19 protein-coding genes and 2 pseudogenes are annotated in these 23,751 nt (G+C 59.8%); 8 read left to right on the top strand and 13 right to left on the bottom strand.

Features of this window, described 5'->3' with window-relative positions:
• Positions 1 to 133 precede the first annotated feature (133 nt).
• The 4 genes from IFT66_RS21395 (at position 134) to IFT66_RS21380 (ending at position 3,453) form a co-directional block, all read left to right on the top strand.
• Positions 134 to 343 (top strand): hypothetical protein, encoded by a 210-nt coding sequence (locus tag IFT66_RS21395; RefSeq protein WP_192078870.1) that lies wholly within the window; start codon positions 134 to 136, stop codon positions 341 to 343.
• Positions 344 to 346: 3 nt separating this feature from the next.
• Complete coding sequence (locus IFT66_RS21390) at positions 347 to 1,606, top strand: plasmid recombination protein (RefSeq protein ID WP_192078869.1); 1,260 nt, start codon at positions 347 to 349, stop codon at positions 1,604 to 1,606.
• A gap of 220 nt (positions 1,607 to 1,826) precedes the next feature.
• Complete coding sequence (locus IFT66_RS21385) at positions 1,827 to 2,501, top strand: hypothetical protein (RefSeq protein WP_192078868.1); 675 nt, start codon at positions 1,827 to 1,829, stop codon at positions 2,499 to 2,501.
• A gap of 271 nt (positions 2,502 to 2,772) precedes the next feature.
• Positions 2,773 to 3,453: a hypothetical protein gene (locus IFT66_RS21380; RefSeq protein ID WP_192078867.1), complete on the top strand. Its 681-nt coding sequence runs from the start codon at positions 2,773 to 2,775 to the stop codon at positions 3,451 to 3,453.
• Positions 3,454 to 3,495: 42 nt separating this feature from the next.
• Here the strand turns inward: IFT66_RS21380 and IFT66_RS21375 are convergent, their stop codons facing one another.
• The 4 genes and pseudogenes from IFT66_RS21375 to rtcR all read right to left on the bottom strand — a co-directional run bounded on the left by IFT66_RS21375 (position 3,496) and on the right by rtcR (position 7,819).
• Positions 3,496 to 3,750: a hypothetical protein gene (locus tag IFT66_RS21375; protein ID WP_192078866.1), complete on the bottom strand. Its 255-nt coding sequence runs from the start codon at positions 3,748 to 3,750 to the stop codon at positions 3,496 to 3,498.
• A gap of 545 nt (positions 3,751 to 4,295) precedes the next feature.
• The gene (locus IFT66_RS21370) at positions 4,296 to 5,783 is read right to left on the bottom strand and encodes a site-specific integrase (RefSeq protein ID WP_192078865.1); all 1,488 of its coding nucleotides are present in this window, start codon (positions 5,781 to 5,783) and stop codon (positions 4,296 to 4,298) included.
• Between the two features lie 27 nt (positions 5,784 to 5,810).
• Positions 5,811 to 5,981, bottom strand: a pseudogene (locus IFT66_RS23980) (DUF6538 domain-containing protein); the annotation flags it as partial.
• A 230-nt stretch (positions 5,982 to 6,211) separates the two neighbouring features.
• The gene (gene rtcR, locus IFT66_RS21365) at positions 6,212 to 7,819 is read right to left on the bottom strand and encodes an RNA repair transcriptional activator RtcR (protein ID WP_192078864.1); all 1,608 of its coding nucleotides are present in this window, start codon (positions 7,817 to 7,819) and stop codon (positions 6,212 to 6,214) included.
• A 208-nt stretch (positions 7,820 to 8,027) separates the two neighbouring features.
• On the opposite strand from rtcR, the gene IFT66_RS21360 reads away from it, so the two are divergent.
• Together IFT66_RS21360 and IFT66_RS21355 are read left to right on the top strand one after the other, a co-directional pair.
• Complete coding sequence (locus tag IFT66_RS21360; protein ID WP_113469179.1) at positions 8,028 to 9,584, top strand: RNA-binding protein; 1,557 nt, start codon at positions 8,028 to 8,030, stop codon at positions 9,582 to 9,584.
• Positions 9,585 to 10,617: 1,033 nt separating this feature from the next.
• A complete protein-coding gene (locus IFT66_RS21355) occupies positions 10,618 to 12,021 on the top strand; it encodes an RtcB family protein (protein ID WP_092665073.1) in 1,404 nt (467 codons plus the stop codon).
• Positions 12,022 to 12,096: 75 nt separating this feature from the next.
• Here the strand turns inward: IFT66_RS21355 and IFT66_RS21350 are convergent, their stop codons facing one another.
• Genes IFT66_RS21350 through IFT66_RS21315 form a run of 8 tightly spaced genes read right to left on the bottom strand, consistent with a single transcriptional unit; the run spans position 12,097 to position 20,553 of the window.
• Positions 12,097 to 12,774: an RraA family protein gene (locus tag IFT66_RS21350; RefSeq protein WP_192078863.1), complete on the bottom strand. Its 678-nt coding sequence runs from the start codon at positions 12,772 to 12,774 to the stop codon at positions 12,097 to 12,099.
• A gap of 7 nt (positions 12,775 to 12,781) precedes the next feature.
• Complete coding sequence (locus IFT66_RS21345; RefSeq protein WP_192078862.1) at positions 12,782 to 13,798, bottom strand: hydroxyacid dehydrogenase; 1,017 nt, start codon at positions 13,796 to 13,798, stop codon at positions 12,782 to 12,784.
• Positions 13,798 to 14,643, bottom strand: a complete 846-nt coding sequence (locus IFT66_RS21340; RefSeq protein ID WP_192078861.1) for an HpcH/HpaI aldolase/citrate lyase family protein — start codon at positions 14,641 to 14,643, stop codon at positions 13,798 to 13,800. Before IFT66_RS21340 ends, IFT66_RS21345 begins: the two co-directional genes overlap by 1 nt.
• On the bottom strand, positions 14,640 to 15,845 hold the full coding sequence (locus tag IFT66_RS21335) for a CaiB/BaiF CoA transferase family protein (protein ID WP_062576985.1): 1,206 nt from the start codon (positions 15,843 to 15,845) through the stop codon (positions 14,640 to 14,642). Before IFT66_RS21335 ends, IFT66_RS21340 begins: the two co-directional genes overlap by 4 nt.
• A 7-nt stretch (positions 15,846 to 15,852) precedes the next feature.
• Complete coding sequence (locus IFT66_RS21330) at positions 15,853 to 16,929, bottom strand: ABC transporter ATP-binding protein (RefSeq protein WP_062576983.1); 1,077 nt, start codon at positions 16,927 to 16,929, stop codon at positions 15,853 to 15,855.
• Positions 16,922 to 18,640, bottom strand: coding sequence for an ABC transporter permease (locus IFT66_RS21325; protein WP_062576981.1), 1,719 nt, complete (start codon positions 18,638 to 18,640; stop codon positions 16,922 to 16,924). The genes IFT66_RS21330 and IFT66_RS21325 overlap by 8 nt, the downstream gene beginning before the upstream one ends.
• A gap of 59 nt (positions 18,641 to 18,699) precedes the next feature.
• Complete coding sequence (locus IFT66_RS21320) at positions 18,700 to 19,797, bottom strand: ABC transporter substrate-binding protein (RefSeq protein ID WP_113166359.1); 1,098 nt, start codon at positions 19,795 to 19,797, stop codon at positions 18,700 to 18,702.
• Positions 19,798 to 19,800: 3 nt separating this feature from the next.
• On the bottom strand, positions 19,801 to 20,553 hold the full coding sequence (locus IFT66_RS21315) for an IclR family transcriptional regulator (protein WP_092665052.1): 753 nt from the start codon (positions 20,551 to 20,553) through the stop codon (positions 19,801 to 19,803).
• Positions 20,554 to 20,830: 277 nt separating this feature from the next.
• On the opposite strand from IFT66_RS21315, the gene IFT66_RS21310 reads away from it, so the two are divergent.
• Positions 20,831 to 21,778 carry a YiiG family protein gene (locus IFT66_RS21310; protein ID WP_192078860.1) on the top strand — a complete coding sequence of 316 codons (948 nt, stop codon included), beginning with the start codon at positions 20,831 to 20,833 and terminating at the stop codon, positions 21,776 to 21,778.
• A gap of 39 nt (positions 21,779 to 21,817) precedes the next feature.
• A pseudogene (locus IFT66_RS21305) lies at positions 21,818 to 22,403 on the top strand (DUF1349 domain-containing protein).
• 341 nt (positions 22,404 to 22,744) lie between these two features.
• Here IFT66_RS21305 and IFT66_RS21300 read toward each other — a convergent pair.
• Complete coding sequence (locus tag IFT66_RS21300; RefSeq protein ID WP_092665391.1) at positions 22,745 to 23,695, bottom strand: DUF808 domain-containing protein; 951 nt, start codon at positions 23,693 to 23,695, stop codon at positions 22,745 to 22,747.
• Between the last annotated feature and the right edge of the window lie 56 nt (positions 23,696 to 23,751).

Below are 23,751 nucleotides of genomic sequence, written 5' to 3'. Positions count from 1 at the left end.
ACGGCGATAAGCCCCCGGCAAGGTCCCCCTGAAAGGGCCGATGCTATGGAGCGAAGCGCAATAGCTGTATTCGGACCATACAACTTGTGTTGCGTGCCGCCGGTGACAATCCTGTTCGAAAGAGGAGGCAGTCATGACCATTCGCGTTTTCGATCTTCCAGCCACGATGGAGGCGATCCATCACGAGACCCTGCAACGGGCCTTAGGGCTTCTTTCCAATGTCGTTGAGGCGGAACTGGACGATGCAGCCGTGGCATCTGTCGCCCGCTTCTACATGGGCGCTTTCGATCGATGGGAGCAGTCGAAAGAGTGGCGGGGACGAGTGTTCCCCTGCCGGGACTGACCCATGGCATTCCAGTTCGTTAGGGTCGAGCTTTTCAGCCGCAAGGGCAAGGAGGGGCGGGGAACCGGATTCGTCTTCGATGAGGTCGCCCGCGTTCCGTCCGCGTGTGTCCATGTTCAGAACCCCGGCACGCCGATCGTGGTCCACGGCCTGGCACCGGACGCGCTGCGGGAACTCCACGACGAGAGGGCGGCGGCAGCCCGAACGGAGGTAAAGGGCGGGAAGCGGAGAGCGGTCAGGCAGGACCAGAACACGCTTGCCGGGGTCGTGCTGAGCTATCCCGTCACGATGGACGAATACCGAGCGAAGCCGGAGGTCGTGGCGCGGGTGCGGGACTGGGAACGGCGTTCTGTCGCCTGGTTGCGTGGCCAGTTCGGCGACCGCCTCGTATCGGTCGTCAGACACGAAGACGAGAGCCATCCCCACCTTCATGCGTATGTCCTGCCCGACGATCCGGCTATGACTGCCGCCTATCTGCATCCGGGGTTTCGGGCGAAGGCGGCTGCGAAGGCAGTCGTCATGCAGCCGGGGGAAGATGAGAAGGCCGTCAGCAAGCGCGCCGACGCGGCCTATAAGGCGGCGATGCGAGCGTGGCTGGACGATTATCATGCCAAGGTCGCCCAGCCCTGCGGAATGACGCGGCTGGGTCCTGGAAAGCGCCGTTTGACGCGGGAGCAATGGCATCAGGAGAAGCGGCAGGCCGAGGCGCTACGCGACACACTCGCCAGGGCGGAAGTCCTGAAGACGAAGGGGGATGCCTTCATCACCACAACGAGGGAGAAGGCCGACCGGATCGCACAAGAGGCTGCTGCGACACGCGCCGAAGCGGTCAAGGCGACCGAAACGGCTCAAGCGGCCATGGTTGCCGCGCGGGTGGCGGAGAAAGTAGCCCGCCAGCGAGCGGAAACGGCCCGTACAGCGTCGGAACGTGCCGTTCGCGACACGAGGGCGGCAAAACGGTTGAGTGGCCTTGGCGGGCTTCTTCGGGGGCTTTGGGATGGCTTGAGGAAATCGAAGGTCGCGGCGCGTATCCGCAAGGCCGTCGAATCCGAAGTGGAGGACCTGCGGAAGCAGGCTGCCGCAGCCTCCGACCGGGCGAGCGCCGCCGATGCCGGACGGCGAGAAGCGGAGACACGCGCCAGGAACCTGCGCGACAATCTGACGGACACCGGGCGGCAGCTTGCCGAGGCAAAGCAGGAACTCGCCGCGCTGCGCCCTCGCGCACCTGCTGCGGGTTCTATGCCTGCACGGCCGAGGCCGTAGCTCCGACTTCCGTGCCGGAATCAGCAAGAAACTCCCGTTTGCCTAAAATTTGTGCGTCGAAAGCGGCCCGTACAGCGCGTTTGGCGGGCCGGGTGGTGTCTGTACCCATCCAAAACCGGAGCCGGATCACGCTTGCCGAGGCCGTACCCCTCACTTCGGTTTGCGCCGGTCCCGGCTCCGTCTCATCCTTCTGGGGCAACGAGCAACGGAGCGCGGGACGATGACCAACGTGAGGCAGTTCGAAGCGAAAAAGAGACGTCGGCGAAACTGTGCGGATCGGCTGCGCCGCCATCTGGCGGAACGGCAGCGGCAAAGCCGGGGCGGCGATCCTGCGGGCAAGCTGCTGCTGCAACTGCTCGGGCTGCTCTCCGCCGCGCTCGCGCTGCTGCCGCCGCTGCCTGCCTTTTCCTTCTATTCCGCAAGCCGCCATTCGACAATCGGTCCCACGCCGTCGCGGGAGGCGCTGTCACGATCCGGCCAGCGGGCGAACCTCGATCGTCTCGACACTGAGGACCGCGGCCCGGTTGCCTACGCCATGGAATACGGGATCGAACCTGTCTTCTACCGCCTGTCCAGCCGCGCGGCTCCAACCTGGGCGAGGCTCGTCAAGGATTTGAAGCGCCGCCAAACGAAGGAACGCGCATGCCTACTGCTCGAATACCGCGTCCCTGCGGAAGCGGTCTTGTGGTTGCGGCATGTGATCGATCTTGAGGACTGGTCGGCCCTGCTGCGGCTCGGACGCGACGGTGCCAGCGACGATGAGATTGCCGCTGCGGCGCGGGTCGAAGCGAAGCGATGGGAGGCGACACTTGACCGGACGGCTGAGGACCCCGCGCCTGCTGTGGATGGCGACGCGGGCGCTGCGGCACCTCCGGCAGGCCCGAAACCGAAGTGATAGGGGTGGATCGGCTGGCATCGATGCCTTTGGCCGAAATAGCCTGCATGATCCCTAAATGCCAAAACCTGGCTGATCGGCGCTGCCGTCAACATTCCGATGCGTTTAAACGGTCCGTGGAGCGGTCCTGGCGAGGTAGGGGTGGTGTCTGTACCCATCTGGTTTCAGGATAGAATCCCAAAATTGCCTGTCCTCACGAAAAAGACCTTGACCGCTGCTGCGCCTGCTCTGACCATTTTATGTGACGGATGTCGTCACAGGAAATGATGAGGTGAGCGTGAAAAGTGTTGTAAGTTTGAAACGTGGCGGTGCGGGCTGGGTGGTCAGGGTTATTCGTCATGACTACCCTTATGGCAAGGAGATGGTCGAGCGGCTTGGCTTCGTGTGGCAGCCCGACCTGGGGGTGATTGGAGCCTATACGACTGGTGATGCCGCCACGGCTCTCGCCCTGCTGGATTCGAATGAACTGCATGTCGTTGGCGACAGGGGAGCTGAAGATGAGGTCCGGAAGGCGGCGGCGGCTATTTCCGTGACGGGTGATGCAACAGAAAAGCTTCTGGCGGGCGATATAATTTCGATGACGGAAGCCGTCACGGAAATACAAGCGGCAGAAGACAAAGATTCCGTGATGACAGGCGACACGGAAATTCCTGTGAAGCGTAAGCGTGGCCGCCCCGCCAAGGCGGAAGGGGCGATGACCGCAGCCGAGCGGGCGCGACGATACCGCCGCAAGCACGCACCATCATGGCAGACGCGGCGCGTTGATCTCGCCGCCTCGACCTTCGATCGTATCGAGAGAATCATGTCGGAGACGGGCCTTTCCGCCGATGAGGTGATCTATAACGCGGTGATTGCGGCAATGCCGGAATACTGGGAGCCCTTCAAGGCCGAGCATCATCTTCAACGGGACGCGCGGCGGTTGCTACATCGGGTGCAGGCAAACAGGTCGTAGGACCACGACTCTGCAAACTCCACATTTATCGTTCGCCTCCCGTCACGAAAATGAAAAGGCGGTTGCTGTGGCAAACCGATCAAGCGCACGGACGCCATGCTGCTGCACCGCCTTCAACAGCTCCTTGCCCGTGCCGGGAATACGGGTTCGCCGGACAAGGCGCTGGCTACCGGTCCCGCGTTCCCGCACAAGGATTTCGGCGTAGTAGAACGCGATGCCGACCGCATCGGCCTGCGTCGTCTCGATCACGACGATATCGATCGCCAGCAAACGAATAACGGTTGTCATCGTCTTCATTTACTTATCCCCCAAGCCTCTGAAATTAATGGTTTTATATCAGATTCAGGGAAGCGGACCCAGGCTCGTGGAGACCATCGGTGGAATACCCGGAAGGATGGCGATCGGTTCCTTAACAGCCTTGCTGCAAGCGGAAGGGAGGTCAATGAGAAACTGCGGAAGTGGGGCGGGAGCGGCAGCGACCCGGTTCCGCTGATTGTCGTTGACGGACCTGGAGTGTCCCGATCCTGTCGCCCCGGTCAGGGACAGAAGGCGAAATGCCGCAAGCCCTGATCGGACTAGGCCGAGCGCCAATGAGCGCGGGGGCGGACGAGCCGCAGGCGCGTCAGGGGGCCGAAGCCCCCGTGAGTACCAGGTAGGATGAGCATATCGGAGCCGTGAGCATAGCGCCCCATCGGGTCACGGCGGGAATTCGCGCATGTCACGATCGGTCAAGTGGGCAGCCATAGGAGCGCAAGCATAGCGACCCAACCGGATGTGCGGGACTGACTGCCCCCGACGTGGCATTCCTTGTCCATAAGTGGGATCGAAAGCACCTTTCGAGCCTATTCCTGCCGGGATTTCCTTCGGTCGTTCCTCTCCATGTAAGGACTAAGATCGAGCCCTTCCGGGAGCGGAAGAGCCGTCAACACCTCGATTTCCGTAGGCAGTTCTTCCAGATCCTTTGCTCCGTAACTCCCGGATACGGTCTTGAAGGCGTGCCCGGTCTGCAAATCGCTTGTACGACCATCGACACGCGCAAGCCGCATGATGTCCTTCGCAGTATGCCGGGTGCTATGGAATACCCGTTCCATGGGCTTGTGAATGCCCACATCTTTCAACATGCGATTCATACGCTTCGAAGCGGCGCGCGGGGGATCAGCGACACGCTTTTTGCCATGATAGAAGGAAGCAGGGAACAGCCAGTCGGCAGCTCGACGGCTCCTTACGTAGTCGATGAATCCGGCCTCCGTGAACACTTCATGGAGCGCAATTATGCGTTTCGAGGTCTCGGTCTTGGTCTTGCGTTCTTCAGAGCCGCCATCTTCCGCGACGAGTTCGAAACGCAGATCGATCACCCAATATTTGGCCCCGGTGAACGAGTTTTCCATCTGATAGATGTCCCTGCCCTGCAGGAAGATCAACTCTGCGATGCGCGCACCGGTGATAGCACCAAGCAGGGGCAACCAAATCATTTCTGCGCGCTCTTCCTGAGCGGCATGAGCAAACCACATGTTCAGTTGCTCGACCTTGAAAGGTCGACGCTTGACAGAACCCCGGCCATCCATACGAACGTCGGCATCGCCAAAGGGCGACTGGAAGCGATGTTCAGCGGCCATTTGCCTGAAGAAATGCTTGAGCGGCGAGAAATAGTTCGTTTCTATCGTCTTCGTCGTCATGGTTGCGCGAGGGATTTTGAGCCTGTCGTTATGGTCAGCCGCCTGCTGATGCGTCTTCCCTTTTAGGTGTGGCACTACGCTTATGAGCTTAGGAACGCGGGCAAGTAGGTTCGACCAGCGCTGGAATTCAAGAAACGTGTATTTGTCCACGGCCTTGTCACCCACGAATGCAATGAAATCCTTGATTCGGTTGTAATCTGTGTTGATCTTTTTCGGAGTGACTTTTGTCTTTCTTCTAACATCTGTCCACATTTCCAGCGCTTCGGAAGCATGCGGACGCGGTGGTCCCTCTATTGAGGTTTGAACCCTATCCGACAGGTCGGCGACCTGTTGAGACATGGCGCTGAAGCTCTTCATGATAAGCTTGAGGGAGGCCGGACTTTCCGAGGAGCGACCATCGTCGTGCCGTTGTTGTTGGATGACCTGATTTATTCGAGGCCGCACGTCGGCAATCGTGTCGCCGAGGGTCTTGAGCTTTGCACCGAGGACTTTCTGCCGCCTGTGTTCCTCCAGGAGAATTCGTCGTTCGGTGTTCTCAACTTCTACCGCAACATGCTTTTCGTGAAGGACTTCCATTTCATGAGCGTTGGTGATCAAGGCTGCGACCATATCGGTCAGTTCAGCAATGATCGCGTCCCGGATGTCTGCTGTCATGTTTTCCCGCCGCGATGTTCTGACAGCCGTGAATAGCTGCTCGGCGTGACCGGAGAGTAAACGAGCCTTCCGGCGCGCATCGGCTGCGGAAACGCGCCCGAGTGGGATACGTATCGGCGATCGCCCTATCCTGTCCTGAAGGTCGTTCGGGACGGCGATCTGAAATCGGACGCCGTTTTTTCGATGAGAAAGGTACATGGTTCACCTGGGTAGAGCTGTGGGTATAGCTCCCGGTTCACCATATAAGATCATTTAATATCAATAGGTTATTGGCAACTTGGGGATTTCTCCCACCCTCTCCGCCATGGTTGGCCTTCGGGTTTGCAGCACTTTCCCAACGGCTCTAAAGAGGCACTGTTTTTGTTTCGAAGATGCGCTCTCATCAACCGCCACACTCACGCCGCAACCATGTTCTCACCAATGATCGGCTAGCCTCGTTTTCGGACGTCATCGAACTTCAGGTTGAACCGCGCTAGATATTTTACGAGGCGATCCGCGTCGTTGCTGCTCTTCTTTTCCAGTCGCGAATTGGCGAACAGGGCTCGGCCGGCGGCGCTTGCAGTTGGCTGTTCCCGGCAGGTTCGGATGACTTCGGAAAGCTGGGTTGCGTCGAAGCGATCCAGACACGCGGCCGCTTCGGAACCCAAAAACTCCTCAATCAGTGTATCGGCCGCGTGACCGTCTGATGACGCGCGCCAAAAGGTGTTCAACCGCCGAACCTCGTCATCGACGACGTCCGTGGTGATCCGACCGTGGGGCGCCAACGTCGCCATGCGGGTGATCGAGGCCGACAGGTCACGGAAGTTGGCGCTCCAGATGCCATGCGGGCCGGTTGCGAAGCTGAGGTAACGCTCGCGTGCTTCCCTGTTAAAGGTGATGTTTTCGCCTTCGCGTTCCAGGTGGCGCTTCAATTCGAAATCAAGATTGGGCTCGATGTCCTCCTTGCGCTCTCGGAGGGCCGGCAACTGGAAGGTCCAGAGATTCAGGCGGGCGTAGAGATCCTCCCGGAACTTGCCCCTCCGCACATCTTCGCCAAGCTCGCGATTCGTGCCGGCTAGAAGCTGGAAATCGGCGGAAACTTCCCGATCGGCGCCAACGGGGAGAAAACGTTTCTCTTCGATTGCGCGCAGGCACATGGCCTGCTCGTCGATGCCCAGTTCGCCGATCTCGTCGAGAAACAATACGCCCTTGTCCGCTGACCTCAGCAATCCGGAACGCTCACCGGCGGCCCCCGTAAATGCACCTTTCACGTGGCCGAAGAGAGTCGACATCGCCTGGTCGCCGCGCAGGGTCGCGCAGTTGACCTCAATGAAAGGGCCGCTCACCTTGCGCTGGCTCTTCTTGAGTTCGTAGATCCTGCGGGCAAGCTGGGATTTGCCCGCCCCCGTCGGACCGGTCAGCAGAACAGGTGCTTTCGAGCGAATGACCACCTTCTCGATCTCGTCGATCATCCGGTTGAAGGCGGCGTTGCGGGTCGAAATCCCCGATTTCAGAAACGAGGCGGCATCTTCACGTTCGGAGGCGAAGCGCTTGGCGATCTCGTCGTAACGCGAGAGGTCTAGGTCGATGATCCTGTGCGTGCCGGCAAAGTCCTGGTCCGGTTCGCGGTCGCGTGGCGGCGAAAGTTGCAGCAATTGGCCGGGAATGATGCGGGCCTCGGTCAACAGGAACCAGCAGATCTGCGCTACGTGCGTGCCGGTAGTAATGTTGACGAGATATTCCTCCGTGTCTGGATCAAACTGGTAGCCGCGGGAAAAATCCCGAAGATTTGTGTAGACCTCTGAAAAATCCCACGGATCACGAAAGTTGATGACATTGCTTCGGACCTCCGTTGCCGGCGATACTGTTGCAATATCAGCGGTGATCCGATTGGCTAGCGCGCTGGCATGATTGTCATGGATGAGTTCCAACCGATCGATAAACAGGCCGGTTTGCTGGCAGAGCCCGACATTGGGTCGCCAGCGGCTCCAGCGGTTGTCCCATTTCCCCATGTCCAGGGTGGTTCCCAGTATGCTGATGGCAACACGCCGCTTCATGACTTATCCGTTTCTATAATGAACGATCATTTGGTATACATTATTGGGTAGCTAAGTGTCCTTAAATTGGATCTTCTTCTAATCGATAATATTTTTTATATCGCAATAACAGGTACCTAGAAGGAATTTATTGGAAATAAAGACGGATTCCGGAAACTGGCACGCGTCTTGAATTGTATCTGGCATGAACCAACGAAAAGGTGCTGTCATGGTCAACAAGGCGATCTTCAAAACCTATCTCGGAAAACTGCTTCCGGGCACGGACACGAAAAACCACGAAGCTGCGCCGGCTTACACACTGACGCCGCGCGAAGCGCTGGCGCAGTATGCCGTGACGGGCACGTTCAACGGAACCTTCTATGCGGATGGTGCCGATCAGTTGGAGGCGGTCAAGGCGCTTGCGCTTCAGGTCGAGCCGGAGTTCCTGGCCAAGGTGGCTATCCATGCTGCCGACAAAGGCCACATGAAGGACATGCCGGTCACCCTGCTGGCCATGTTGTCCGGTCTCCAGAGCGAGGCGTTTGCCCGTGCGTTTCCGCGCGTGATCAGGAGCGGCAAGATGCTGCGTGGTTTCGTCCAGGTGATGCGGTCGGGTGCCACCGGACGCAAGTCGCTCGGCACGCGGCCGAAGAAGCTGGTGCAGGCATGGCTGGAACGGGCAAGCACCGAGCAGATCCTGCGAGCGTTGGTCGGCAACGATCCTTCGCTCGCCGACGTGATCCGCATGGTACACCCGAAGCCGGCGTCGGAAGAACGCAAGGCGCTCTATGCCTGGGCGATCGGCAAGCCGCACGACTATGCGGCATTGCCGGACCTGGTCAAGGCGCTGGAAGCCTTCCGTCGCGACCAGACGGGTCCTGTGCCGGACGTGCCGTTCCAGATGCTGACCTCTCTGCCGCTGACGCGGGAGCATTGGGTCGAGATCGCCGAAAAGGGCGGCTGGCAGATGGTGCGGCAGAACCTCAACACCTTCGCACGCAACGGCGTGTTCGACGTCGAAGGGTTTGCCGAAGCGCTAGCTGCGCGGTTGGCCGATCCGGACGAGGTTCGCAAGGCCAAGGTCTTCCCCTATCAACTGATGATGGCGTGGAAGACGGTCAGTGGCCAGGTTCCTGATGTCGTGCGCAATGCGCTGCAGGCCGCGATGGATGTTGCGATCTCCAACGTGCCGTCGCTTGCCGGCAATGTGGTGCTCTGCCCGGACGTTTCCGGCTCCATGGGCTCGCCTGTGACCGGTTTCCGCAAGGGCGCGACATCAGCGGTTCGCTGCATTGATGTCGCCGGTCTGATGACCGCGGCGTTCCTGCAGCGCAACCCAAAGGCACGGGTGCTGCCGTTCGAGAATGACGTCGTGAGCATCTCGCTCAACCGTCGGGATTCAGTGATGACCAATGCCACGAAGCTGGCCGCAGTCGGCGGCGGCCGAACGAACTGTTCCGCGCCGCTGCGCAAGCTCGCAGACGAGAAGGCGAAGGTCGATCTCGTCGTGTTTATCTCGGACAACCAGTCCTGGGTGGATGTGGACAAGAGCGGCCAGCCGACAGGTGTGATGACGGAGTGGGCTAAGATCAAGAGGATCAACCCGGCTGCAAAGCTGGTCTGCCTCGATATCCAGCCCTATGCGACAACGCAGGCACCGACGCGCGACGACGTACTCAACATCGGCGGCTTCTCGGATGCCGTCTATGAGGTCATCACGTCCTTCGCGGCCAATCCGAAGGGAGCAGACAGCTGGGTGAAAACCATCGAGGCGATCGAACTCTGACGCCAAAAGCAATACCTCCGCGCCGGTGTGAACGGCGCGGAGACCGTGACGAATGCCGGAGAAACTACAGGCTGTCACCCTCCAGGTCGCGGGTTCGAGTCCCGCCGGGTCCTCCAATTTGTGGACCCGTAGCTCAGCGGATAGAGCAGGACGTTTCTCCACACCTCGTCGTCACGGACGAATGACATGGCGAATGCAAAGGAAACTACACCAGCCGCGGCAGGTTCAAACCCTGCAGGGGAAGTCACGACCTCAAATGGTAGCGGATGTTTCCTCGAATACTGGTCGCCATGATGACTGAGGCAAAATGCCCGGAAACGATATTGGTGCTCCGCGAATGGAGTTGCAGGTTCGAAGCCTGCTCCGCCGTCGTCTCCCATCGTGGAGGACCGGCGGGACGTTTCCGGGTGATTGTCATTCTGACGTGAATTGCAGCGGCGAATGCCGGACGAAACTACAGCACCGTTGGATGGTCTGGCAGGTTCGACTCCTCCTTGGCACACGCTCTCTGGCATGAGCGGGACCATCCGGTTTCGTCCACACTTGTCGCCGCTGCGACTACGACCCGGCAAATGCCGGCAGGACTACAGGTAGAGCAGCCGCCCGGTTTCCGGTCGGTGTGTCGGATGTTCAAATCATCCCGCGTTCCCGAAGGGAGTGCGTAGCTCAGAGAATACTGTCCCGCCACCCTTGTTGCCGGCGGAATTGAAGGAACGAAATGCCCGGCGAATGCCGGCAGGACTACATGGAAAGAGCAGCCCGCCGATCTTCGGCGGGAAGGTCGGGTGTTCGATTCATCCCGGTTACCGTGAGGTAACGCGTAGCTCAGACAACTGTCCTGTCAAAACTCGTCGCCGGGGTGACGAGAAGATCTTGGGCGAATGCCGCCGGAGACTACAGGGGCCGCATCGCGCCATGACCATGGAATGCGTGCGGTGAGCGATCTCCTGCAAATGCTTGTCGGCTAGGTGGCGTGACGAAATTGAAGTGAACCAGAAGGACTGCAAACGCAGAGAAGACAATGACAGAGGTAATGAGCGGACAGGACTTGATCGATGCCGGCATGAGCCAGGGCAAGTGGTTTCGAGATGCGCTGGAAGCGGCCAACCGGGTGCTGAGCGATGGCGGCTCTACGACCGATGCGCTGGCGGTTGCCCGCGGTTATCAGCCGGGGCCGACCCTGCCGCTTAAGGCGCAAAATGACGTGCTGATCCATATGAACATCCGTGCCGAAAACGCGTTCGAACAGGACAATATCGAGAAGGTGAGTGCGACGATGCGCGAGCTTTGCCGAACGCCGGTCGTGCGTGCAGCCGCGATCATGCCCGACGCCTGTCCCGCCGGCCCGGTCGGCACGATCCCGGTTGGCGGCGTGGTGGCGTCGGAAGCGATCCACCCCGGCATGCATTCGGCCGATATCTGCTGCTCGATGGCGATCTCGATCTTCCCGGGTATCGAGCCCAAGGCCTTGCTCGATGCCGTCCACGCGGTGACGCATTTCGGTCCGGGCGGACGTCCGCGCGGCGCCCAGATCAAGCCTTCCGAGACGACATTGTCGGCGTTCCACGCAAACCCTTTGCTGAGGGAAATCCTCAGTGTGGGCATCGATCAATTCGCCACGCAGGGCGACGGCAATCATTTCGCCTATGTCGGCCAGATGAAATCAACCGGCGAGACGGCGCTCGTTACCCATCACGGGTCGCGCGCTCCTGGCGCACGACTGTATGATCGCGGCATGAAGATCGCCAACCGGTTCAGGGAAGTGCTTTCGCCCGAAACGCATCGGGAGAATGCCTGGATTCCGGCCGAGAGCGAAGAGGGGGAAATGTACTGGTCGGCATTACAGACGATCCGCCAGTGGACGAAGGAAAACCACTACGCCATCCATGACATGACGGCAGAAAAGCTGGCGGCGAAGGTGAGCGACCGTTTTTGGAACGAGCATAACTTCGTATTCCGCAAGTCCGACGGTTTGTTCTACCATGGTAAGGGTGCCACGCCAGCTTTCGACAACTGGGCGGACGACGCGACCGATCTGACGATCATCCCGCTCAACATGGCCGAACCGATCCTGATCGTGCGCGGCTCGAATGCGCCCCATGGCCTCGGCTTCTCGCCGCATGGCGCCGGCCGCAATTTCTCGCGTACGGCGCATATACGTCGCCTCGGCGAGGAATTCGGCGCCGATAACCGGGGTCTCAGCCCGAATAACATCGCGGCTGTCATGGAGAGGGAGACGTCGGGCCTCGACGCCCGCTTCTTCTCCGGCACGCCCGATATTTCGGAGCTGCCGAGCGCCTACAAGAACGCCGCCAATGTCCGGTCGCAGATCGAACATTACGGCCTTGCCGAAATTGTCGACGAGGTCATCCCATACGGGAGCATCATGGCCGGCGACTGGCAGAAGGACGCGCCATGGCGCAAGAAGCGCCGATAGTTGGAAAGTGAGGGCGGGATTTTCCGGCGGCCGACCGGCACGGACCGGCGCGCTTGTCTCCATGGCTCCGTCACATCACTCGATATACTCGCAGCCGGCTTCCTTCAGTACCTTGTCAACCCAGTCGCGGTTGACTGTACCAGCTTCAGTCTCGGCCATCTGCTTGGTTTCGGCGTCGTGCTTCTTGATCGTGGCCGTCAAAATATCATGCGCATCGACCTTCGGCACGCTGACGACGCCGTCGAGATCGCCAAGGATTAGGTCGCCCGGTTCTATGACGGTGCCGTTGATCGCAATCGGAAGACCGATTTCTCCAGGGCCGGTGCGATAGGGGCCTCGATGGGTCACGCCGACGGCGAAAGTTGGAATGTTCCGTTCCAAAAAGGCTTCGGCGTCGCGGATGGCGCCGTTCAGCACGAAGCCGGCCACGCCGCGCCGGATGGCATGGGCAAGCATCAGCTCGCCCATCAACGAATTGGCCAAATCCGCGGCAGCATCAACGACGATTACGTCGCCTGGCTGAGCCATGTCGATTGCCTTGTGCAGCATCAGGTTGTCGCCCGGCCGGGTGCGGACGGTCAGCGCCGAGCCTGCAAGGTTGCCCGACCGATGCATCGGCCGCATTCCTGTGCCGAGCGCACAGATGCGCGACATGGAATCGCTTACATTGGCAACGGGAAGGCTTCGGAAGGACTGGACAAGAGCCGGCTCGATGCGATTCCAGTTCAGTTTGATGCGAAATCCGTACGTCATGAATACCTCAGGCAGAGAGTTCGGTTGGACGTGCAATCGAGCGTTCGTCCGGCGCATTGCCGTCGAGAACGCTGATTATGTGCTGGGCGGCGATGATTGCCATCGCATCGGCGGAGCCGTATGTGACACCGCCGATGTGTGGCGTTGCGATCAGCGTGTTGAAGGCCCAAAGCGGGTTGTCGACCGCCGGCGGCTCGGTGGCGAAACTGTCGAGAGCTGCCCCTGCGACAGTCCCAGCGGCGAGAGCCTCTGCAAGTGCCGCTTCGTTGACAATACCGCCGCGTGCGGTGTTCACCAGAACCGCGGAATTCTTCATCATCGCGAGCCTCCTCGCGTCGATCAGATCGCGTGTTGCCGCGGTCAGCGGGCAGTGAATGCTGAGAATGTCCAGCGCCGGCAGCATGGCGTCGATATCGTCTGAAGTTGCGAAACCATCGGCTTCTGCTGCGTCCGGCGCGAAGGGGTCACAGACCACGACTTCCATGCCAAGAGATTCCGCCATGCGTGCCGTCTCGCGACCGATCCCGCCGTAACCGACAAGACCTATTGTGGCGCCTAGGAAATCCTTGCCGATAAATGTCGGCTTCGGCCATTCACCGCTTTTCACGGCGCAATCGAGCGGCAGTATTTCCTTGATCAGACTGAGCACCAGCGCGATCGTGTGCTCGGCGACGGCACGCGAATTCGAGCCCATCGCCCGAAGCACGGGGATGCCAAGCTTGGCGGCGGCGGTGATATCGACATTGTCGACACCGACGCCATGCTTGGCGATGACCTTGAGATTGGGAGAAGCGGAAATCACCGCTTCGTCGATGCGGCCTTGGCGCACCATCAGTCCGTCAATCTTGAGATCGGCGGCGCGCTTGGCCACCACATCGGACGGATCGTAGGGTGGCGAGAAGAACACGTCGATATCATGCGCATTCAACAGTCTGATCGCCTTTTCAGCGATCTGGTTGTGGCTCACAAGGATGCGTCGGCCACGCCTGCCGTGCTCGACCCCTTGGATGATGTCATGGATCATCAGCTAGCGCGTCCTTTCTGCGATTTGCGAATTAGATTTTCGGCGCGCGTGACGATCGGTGCGTCGATAAACTTGCCGTCCAGCATGAAGGCGCCTCGTCCAGCGGCCGCCTCTCTCTCGTTAGCCGCAACGACTTTCAGCGCCCAGGCGACCTCCTGCGGACTTGGCGCGAAACCTTCGTTGAGGATAGGAACGACGGAAGGGTGAATGCAGCTTGCCCCGTCAAAACCGAAGTCACGCGCCTCCAGTACGGCGGCGCGAAGGGCCTCCTTGTCTGCGAAATCCGCGATGGTTCTGAGAAGCCCGAGAGACAGCACGCCGGCCTCCTTGGCCGCGTAATGGATCATGAGCTTGGGATAACGCAGCACCTCCGGCGTCGGCTTCGCATCCATGGCGGTCGCAAGATCCTCGCCGCCGCAGGCAAGGGCCATGACGCGCGGCCCCTTGGCAATGGACCGAACCTCGAACAGGCCCTGCATGTCCTCTATTAGCGGCACGAAGGCGATCGGCGAGCGATCCTTTTCGTGGTTTTCGAGGCTCTTCGCCAAACGGTCGAGAACATCGGGGCTGCAGACCTTCGGGACGTAAAGTCCGTCGGCACCGGCTTGCGTCGCGGCGATCGCGTCCTCGATCAGCCGCTCAGAGTGGTTGACGCGCACGAACACCCGGCCGCCGGCCTTCTTGATCGCCGGTACCCATCTCGCCAATCCATCTCGGGCTTCGGTCTTGGCTGCCTCGGGTACGGCATCTTCAAGATCGACGATAACGGCATCGGCCCCGCGCTGACCGGCCTTTTCCAGAAAACGGGGCGCGTTGCCCGGTACGTAGAGGAGTGACGAGATCATGCCTTGTCCTCCAGGTCAGCCAAGGTCATGCCGATCTCGGCAAGGATTTCTTCGGTCTGTTCTCCGATGCCCGGTGCCGGATGACGAAAGCCCCCTGGAGTCGTCGAGAAGCGCGGAAAGATGTTGTGTTGCGGAATGCTGCCGAGATCGGCATCTTCCACATCCACGACGATTTGCCGCTCGGCAAAATGCGGGTCTGTGCTGATATCGGCAATGTCATAGACCGGACCAACGGTTGCGCCAGCGGCACGCATGGCTTTCAACGCATCGTCGCGGGTGCGGGTGACGAACCACGCGCCGAGTGCTTCATCCACCAGCTCGCGATGGCGGACACGTTCGACATTGGTCGAAAACCGCGGATCGTCCTTCATCTCCGGGCGGCCGACAATGTCGAAAATCCGCATCGCGATGACCTGGGTCGATCCCGAAAGCGCCACATATTTGCCGTCGCTGCACAGATAGACGTTGCGCGGTGAGACCGTATTGGAGCCTGAGCCGGAGCGCTGCTTGACCTTGCCAGTGACGCTATAGATCGATGCTTCCGGCCCAAGCGAGGCGAAGATCGGCTCCAGCAGGGAAAGATCGATCACCTGACCCTCGGCGTCACCGCGTTCGCGGGCAAACAGCGCCATCATTACGGCATTGGCACCCGTCAGTCCTGAGATCATGTCCGCCAGCGCCAGAGGTGGCAGTACCGGTTCGCGATCCGGAAAACCGGTGCGCGAGGCAAAGCCGCTCATCGCCTCGACCAACGTGCCGAAGCCGGGCAGCTTGGCATAGGGGCCGGTCTGGCCAAAGCCCGAGATCCGCACGATGATAAGCCCCGGGTTGATTTCCAGGAGGCTTTGCGGCGAAAGCCCCATTTCCTCCAGCGTGCCCGGCCGAAAGTTTTCGATGAAAACATCCGCCGTTTCCAGCAGCTTCTTCAGGGTTCTCAGCGCCTGCGGCTGCCGCAGGTTGAGCGCGATCGAGCGCTTGTTTCGGCCATAGGTTTTCCAGTGAAGCGAATGGCCATGGTCGCGCCATTCGCGCAGCGCATCACCCTGTGGCGGCTCCACCTTGACGACGTCGGCGCCGAAATCGCCGAGCTGCAGCGACAGCATGTTTCCGGCAACCACGCGGCTGAGGTCAATGACCCGGATACCGTGCAGCGGGCCCTTTTGTTCCGGCTGAAACCGGACGGTTGTTTTCGTCTCTGCCATGAAAACCTCAATTCGCGCCGGGCTTGTCGGGGAAGACGGCGCAATGTTCCTGAGGAATGCGCACGAGGATCGAATCCTGCTTCAGCTCTGAAGGCGTCTGAACCCGGAACTCGATCGGGCCCGACCGGACCGCATATTGCCAGACCGAGCCGAGATAGGTCCGCTGATCGATCGACACCCGCATCGTGTTCGGGCCAGTCTCGTTCGTGAGCTCGATCTTTTCAGGGCGGATGGCAACGACGACGGAACCGTCCTTGCCGGCGGCACCGGGGGGCGTGACGAGCTCGCTGCCATCGGCCAAGCGGATGCGGGCTTTGTCGGCACCGTTCTCGACCATCGTTCCGTCGAAAAAGTTAGACGAGCCAATAAAGTCCGCGACAAAGCTGTCGGCTGGTCGCTCGTAGATTTCGCGCGGCGTGCCGAGCTGGCGCATCCGTCCCATGCTCATCACCGCAATCCGGTCGGAAACGGCCAGTGCCTCTGCCTGGTCGTGGGTGACGTAGATGGTGGTGACCTTCAATCGTTCCTGCAGCTCTCGGAGCCAGACGCGGGCACGCTCGCGCAGTTTGGCATCGAGGTTGGAAAGCGGCTCGTCGAGGAGCAGAAGCGGCGGGCGGTAGACGAGGGCTCGAGCAAGTGCGACGCGCTGCTGCTGGCCACCGGAAAGTTCGAACGGAAAGCGGTCCGCATAGGGAAGCATTTCCACGAGGCCGAGCGATTCCCGGATGCGCTCGTCACGCTCTGCTCTTCCAATCTTTCGGAGCGTCAGAGGAAAAGCGAGGTTCTCGGCAACGGTCTTGTGTGGCCACAGCGCGTAGGACTGGAATACCAGACCGATATTGCGCTTCTCCGGCGGCACCGTGTTTTTGGCGTTGCCATCGAACAGGATTCGGTCGCCGATGCGGATCGTTCCTGACGTAGCATGGTTGAGACCGGCGACCGCGAACAGCGAGGTCGACTTGCCGCAGCCGGACGGCCCGAGTAACGTCAGAAACTCTCCGGATTGAACATGGATGTTGAGGTTGTCGACAGCCGTGACGGCGCCGTACTTGATGGTCAGGTTCTGAAGGACGAGATCAGCCATAGATTTTGGCTCCCATGACGCGGCGAGCGATGATCACGAACGCGGCGGTAATGACGACTTGTATGGTTGCGAGGGCGGAGACCGGGCCGTTGTCACCTTGAGCGACAAGCTGCAGCATGGTGGTGCCGATGATTTCGGACCCCGGTTGATAGAGGAAGGCCGCCGTCACGTATTCCTTGAAGAAGTGGATGAACAGCAACGCATAGCAGCTGAACAGCGCGGGCTTGAGGATCGGCACAATGATGCGTGTCACGGTCGTCCACCAGTCGGCGCCGGAAATGCGCGCACCGCGGTCGAGTTCCTCACCGACCTGAGCAAGCGCCGGCGCGATGGCACCAAAGCCGACCGGAATATAGCGGATCATGAAAGCAAGGATCAGCACCGCGATCGTGCCGCGGATGACGTCTGCTCCGGGCAGCCAGATAACTGCGTAGAAGAACCCGAGGCCAGCGATGATGCCGGGAAGCGCGCGCGGGAAAAGCGCGATATATTCTAGCGCCCGGCTATGCTTGAAATCCGACCGGCGGGCGACCAACGCGATGACCAGAATGAAGAATGTGCCGATCGCAGCACCGATCGTCGCGACCAGAACGGAATTGACGATCGAGCGCACGTAGGTGGCCGAGCCAAGAACCTGCTCGAAATTGGCGGTCGTCATCACCTTCCAGACTGGAATGAGCGGTGTGAGGAAGCTCACCGCCGAGCGCAGAAAAATGCCTCCGAAGATTGAAATGATCGTCAGGAATGCGAATGCGAAGACGAACAGGAACGCCGGCCAGCGCCAGGCACCGAGATCGAGCGTCGAGGGACGGCTTGCCTTGCCGCGCACGGTGACGAAGCGGCCAGCGCCTTTCATCAGAAAGCCCTGTAACCAGACAAGCAAGGCAACGACGACCAGTAGGATGACGGCAGCCGCGCCCACAATTCCGTATTCTGGCCGTACCGCAGCGTTGATGCCGGCGTTATAGAGAAAGGTCGTGACCGTCTGAATTCCAGACGGACCGCCGAACAGCAGCGGGATGGCCAACATCTCGATGCCAACGACGAAGTTCAGCACGGCCGAATAGATGATCGCGGGACGGATCATTGGGATGGTGACCGAAAACAGGGCTCGGAAGGGACCAGCTCCGGTCGAGCGCGCCGCATCTTCGAGCAGCGGGTCGGCCTTTGTGACGGCGGCAAGACACATGAGATAGGTGAGCGGCGCCTGGCTGAGACCTGCGACGATACCCATGCCAGTGACACTGTAGAGATTCCAAGGCGCACCGCCGAGATAGGTTTTCGCCGCCAGCGTCATGAAGCCTGACGGTCCGTACATGGTGAACCAGCCGAAGGCGATGACGAGGTTCGAGACGAACAGCGGCCAGATAAAGATCTCGCCCAGCCACTTGCGACCCGGCAGGTTGGTACGACCGACGAGCACCGCCATGACAGCACCGAAGACCTGCGCGACGACCATCGTCAACGCACCGAAATAAAGGGTGTTGAAGAAGACGCCGGCTATGCCCGGTTCGCTAAACAGGCGGCTGAAATTGCCGACCGTCATGACAGCCGTATCGTCGTAGAGCGGCTTGTCGAGGAAGGCCTGGAAGACAATCGGGGTGATCGGACCGAATACGAGGATCGTCGTCAGCGCCGCAACGCCCCAGTAGATCGCACGCGATCGGTCTATCCCCCGTCCGGCCGTGCCGGGGTGGCTGATATCCGTCATCGATATTTCCTGTCAGGGTTGATGGAAGGGCCGACGACCAGTCGGCCCTTTGGCTCGGCTTACTTGCCGGCGATCGCAGCGTTCCACTTTGCGACGAAGGGACCGGCTTCCGTAATCAAGCGCTGGTCGAAACCGGCCGTGATCACATTATCCTTGCCGACGATTTCGCTTATCTTCTGAAACGTGTAGCGAACCTGGTCCTCTGGAACGTCCTCGCGATAAGGCACAAGACCGCCCTTGCCGACCTGAGTCTGGCCATCCTGGCTCAGCGCATAATCGACGAAGAGTTTTGCTGAGTTCGGATTAGCCGCGCCCTTCGGAATACCCATGCCGCGCAGCATCATGATCGTGCCGTCGTCTGGAAAGGCAAAGCCGAGGATTTCGCCACCCGGCTGTTCGAGGCGCGGGAAGATGGTGATGCCGGAAACGGCAATGCCCATGAGATATTCGCCGGTGGCGATCTTCTCGTTCATCGGACCGCCCGAGGTTTCGCCGCGGATCATCGGACCGATCTTGCGAAGTCCGGCCCAGCCGGCTTCACCTTTCTTGTCCATATAGGCCCACCATGCGGTAAGGCCGAAGCTGTTGCGGGCCGCATCGTAGGTGGTAATCTTTTCCTTGAACGTATCCGGATCGGCAACGGCGTCTTCAACCAGTGAGGCGAAACCTTTCGGGCGCTGATCTTCCGGCAGAAGAGCGGCATTGTACGTGATGACCAGCGGATCGGTGGAAAGCACATTCACGCCGGGATAGGGGTGGGCGAATTCCGGGAGCTTGGCGATCTCGGGGCTCTTGTAATCCTCCATCAGGCCGTCTTTGCCGTAGGATGCCCAGCGGTCGTTGGCGCCAGAGACCAGCACGTCGGCGGTGCGGGCGCTCGAGCCTTTTTCGGCTTCCCAGCGCGAATGGACAGTGCCTGACCCCAGATCGACAGTCTCGATCTTCACCCAAGGATACTTTGCGTTAAAGCCCTTGATGAGCGGCTGCCAGTTGTTGTCGGCCATGTTGGAATAGATCATCAGGCCCTTTTCGGAGCGCGAGCCTTCGATGATCTTCGAGTAATCAGCGGGATAACCGGCTGGGGCATCCTGAGCCTGCGCGAAACCGGCAATGCCGGCCAAAAGCCCGGCCACGGCCGAAAATGTTACAAATTTCATTCCTTACCTCCCTTTGGATAAACGACGACTGCGGCGCGCCAACTCCTCGGTAATCGCGACTGCAGTTTCCCTGACCACGTGACTGATGCGGTCGGAATTTTGAATGAAGCGCCCTTGCGGGCCAGATATATTGAAAGCAGCGATGGCTTTGCCATTTGCAGCAATGATCGGCGCTGCAGCACCGGCAGCACCTTCAACGACACCCATCTCATTGACGTAAAAACCTGATGCGCGCGCACTGGCGATGGCTTCTTGAAGTTTCGACTGCTCATCCTCGGACAGGGACGACGCTTCCGCATAGGCTTCCACATCCGCATCGCTGCCCGATGCCAAGAGAACGACGCCGCTCGCAACCTTGTGTGCTGGACGCGTCGGCACGATGTCGCGATCGTAAAGGATCTCTCGCTTGGGTAGCACTTTGTTGAGATAGCGGATCGATGGACCTTCCAGCACGGCGATGAACCCGCTCTCCCCCGTCTCTTGGACGGCATTCAAGAGATAAGGTGACACAAGCGCAATCAGCGCCCCGTAGTTTGGACCGTCTGCAGAGATCTCACCCGGGAGCCTGATGAGTTGGTACTCACCGCTGCCCAGTCGGTGTATGTAGCCGCGCTCGGCCAGCGATTGCAGCATGAGAAGCGCGCTCGATTTGGGCATGGCAAGTGCAGCCGCGATCTCTGAAAGGCTCGCGCCCTCCGGTGAAGCCGCAAACCACTCGATCATATCCAAAACACGCTCGACACCACGACCGCTCACGATAACCTCTATCTTCAAAAGTTCAGCATAATGAACAGATACAGAATAGTGAAAATTGACGAGGTAGTCAACACGCGACCATTTTGTTGCGTCTCTCCGTCTCGTGCTGCGGCATGCTGAGAGGCTTGAGTATCAGAGCCGGATACAGCAGCGGCGTGAAGGTTGGCGGCTCATTGACCAAAGCCGCAGTCCTGCGAATGGACGCGATCCAAGCCTGGCCTTGATCTGGCGATCCAGCGCGACAAATAGCTGTCTGATCGATGGGGAAATGCATCCGATGAAGACGCTCGCAAAGGCGGTTACCGCCTCGGTTCTGGTCCTGATCCTTCAGGGTTCGGTCCCATATCTTTTGGGGACATCCCCCGTACAGGCCCAGTCGCCACCCGATGCCACCGTATCTGACGCGTCGATGGGCAAGATGAACACGTACGTCGAGTTTCTCAACCAAACCCTGCGCGCGTCCGAGTCGCTACAGCGTTACGACAGTTGGGTCGACATGAAGAAGGGCCCGACCGGCAAGGAGCGCATCATCTATGGCATGTACTCTCTATACGACGTGAGAGAGTTGGCGGGCAAAGCCTTGGCTTCCGCTCAGGAAGAGCCAAAGCTGCCGGAGCTTGACGCTGCCATGACAGCCTATGTCGAGACCTACCAGCAACTGGCTCCCGTCATCGAGCGGGCGAACAAGTATTACGAGCGCCAGGACTATAAGTCGGACAAGATGGCAGACGGTAAGGCGTTCCATAAGGACATTGCTGCCCTATCGCCCGTCTATGAAGAACGCCGGAAGACAGTGGACGCCGCAATGAGGACCGAAAAGGTCAAGCTCGACCGCGCATCGCTACTCGCGCTCGAAAAGGCCGAGGGCAAGAAATCGCGCTGGCATGTGCGAAACGTCATGTTCCGGGCAGAGGCCGTGATGGACGTTATGCCGACAAACGAAAGGCCCGTGGTCGCCATGCCTGCATTCAGATCAGTGCTTGCCGCCTACGCTCAGGCTGTCCGGGAGTTCGACGACTACGCTCTCCAGCATCCCAACTCATTCCACGTGTTTGAGTCCAGCCCGGCGTCGCTCCTGTCCAAGCTTCGCAATTTCGACGAAAAACTCGAAATGGCCAAAGGCGACGCCCGCAAAGGCGCGGGCGACGATCTCGAATGGCTTGTCTCTGACTACAACACGATGGTCTCCACCTCAGAGTCCGCTACGGTGTTTGCCAAGGACTGATATGCGTATGGCGATGATGGCGAAGGAGTGGCTGCATAGATGAGAACCCATCTCGAGAACGGAACCTGGGTCAACGAGCCTGCGAACTGGGAGGTCTCGGCCGATCGTCTTACCATGACGACCGACCAGAAGACCGACTTCTGGCAGAAGACGCATTACGGGTTCGAGCGGGATAGTGGACATTTTCTTGGAGTTTCGGTCAGCGAAGGATTCACAGCGCGGGTCCGGGTCCAGGGAGTTCCGATCCCTGTATGACCAGGCGGGTTTGATGTTGCGGATTGACGAGACACGCTGGATCAAGACCGGTGTCGAGTTTACGGACGGCGAGCGCTTTCTGTCAACGGTTGTCACCACCGGAAGCTCGGACTGGTCCGTCTCGCAGCCGTTTCAAGGATTGGAAGACTTCATCATACGGATCACGCTCAAAAACGGAGCGGCAAGGATACAGGCCTCGTCGGACGGCAAGGTATGGCCGCTTCTCCGCCTGGCGCCGTTCCCTTCCGCGGATCGCTATCTCATTGGACCGACCGCCTGTACGCCGGAGCGCGGCGGGCTGAACGTGCGCTTTTCAGACTTTGATGTGGGTGAGGCCATAAGGAGCGATCTCCACGATCTGTCGGTATGAGGCCAGCTTGGAGTGGTGAAAGACTGATGAGCGCTGCGTGGTTCAACCGCCACGGCTCTCTGCCCTCAGAACCAGTTCTTCAACTCAACGCCAGAAAGGCGGCAATCAGCGCCCTTAAGAATACAATAGGGATGCGAGAGAGGCTGTCCGTAAGCCGACGTTCGAAACCTTACAGACCAGAAAACCCGGGCTTTTTCGTACCTCGAAACGGCCAGCGGCATCGCGACGGCTCCTGCTATCAGGCTGGACACCGATAGAGCTGATCCTCAACGTCCTGCACTCAGTCCGGTGAGTCCGCGGGCGAGCCACCCGTTCGATCTTTCCGAAGGGGTTACCGGACGTTACGCCGAGCGACGCGAGGGGAGCACCGCATGCACGGCCGTTACGCCAATGACGACGATGGCGCCAAGGATGATGCCCAGCAAAGCCTGAAGCGAGGATGTCGTAAGCCACCCGACCACAGCCGGAGCAACCCCGATGGTAGTCGTCATGAAATGGGATGCCCCTTCTATGACATGCTCGGGTGTTGACAGCCCGAGCCCATCCAGCCCGTGGACGACGATACTGCCGCCGACCCAGAGCATGGCCGCAGTGCCCACGGCCGCCAGGATCTGTAGAAACACCGGCACACCCTTGACCAGGCTGCGGCCGATCACCCGTGCCGTGCCAGATCCCGCCTTTGCCATGTGCAATCCGATGTCATCGGCCTTTACGATGAAAGCCACGACGCCATAGACGGCAACCGTTATCAGCACTCCTACGGCAGCGAGCACCATAGCCTGGGTATAGATGCTGGAATCCGCAACATCGGCAAGCGTCAGGGCCATGATCTCTGCGGATAGGATGAAGTCCGTGCGGATAGCCCCGGCGACCTTCTGTTCTTCGAGCGCGACCGGGTCAACCGGTGTCGACGAGTCACCCACATCGTGCGCGTGGGGGGCCAGCAGACCGTATATTTTCTCAGCGCCTTCGAAGCACAGGTACAGGCCGCCGATCATCAACAGCGGGGTGATCAGCCAGTTGGCGAAGTAGCCGAGCAGGAGGCAGATGGGCAGGAGGAAGACCAGCTTGTTGCGCAGCGAGCCCAGAGCGATGCGCAAAATTATCGGCAGCTCCCGGGCCGGTGATAGCCCAACGACATAGGTCGGGGTTACAGCCGTGTCGTCGATAACAACGCCTGCAGCCTTGACGCTTGCTTTTGCAGTCTGGGCCGCAACATCGTCCAGCGACGTAGCAGCCAGCTTCGCTATTGCAGCGATATCGTCGAGTAGTGCTATCAGGCCTGTCGCCAACGAAATGCTCCGTTAATTTCCGATTGGACACTCACAACAGATCAATAGCACGTCAA

The sequence above is a fragment of the Rhizobium sp. CFBP 13726 genome (assembly GCF_014841925.1).
GTDB classification, from domain to species: Bacteria; Pseudomonadota; Alphaproteobacteria; order Rhizobiales; family Rhizobiaceae; genus Neorhizobium; species Neorhizobium soli.
The sequence above is the reverse complement of the archived record's forward strand: the minus strand, read 5'-3'. Positions and strand labels throughout refer to the sequence as shown.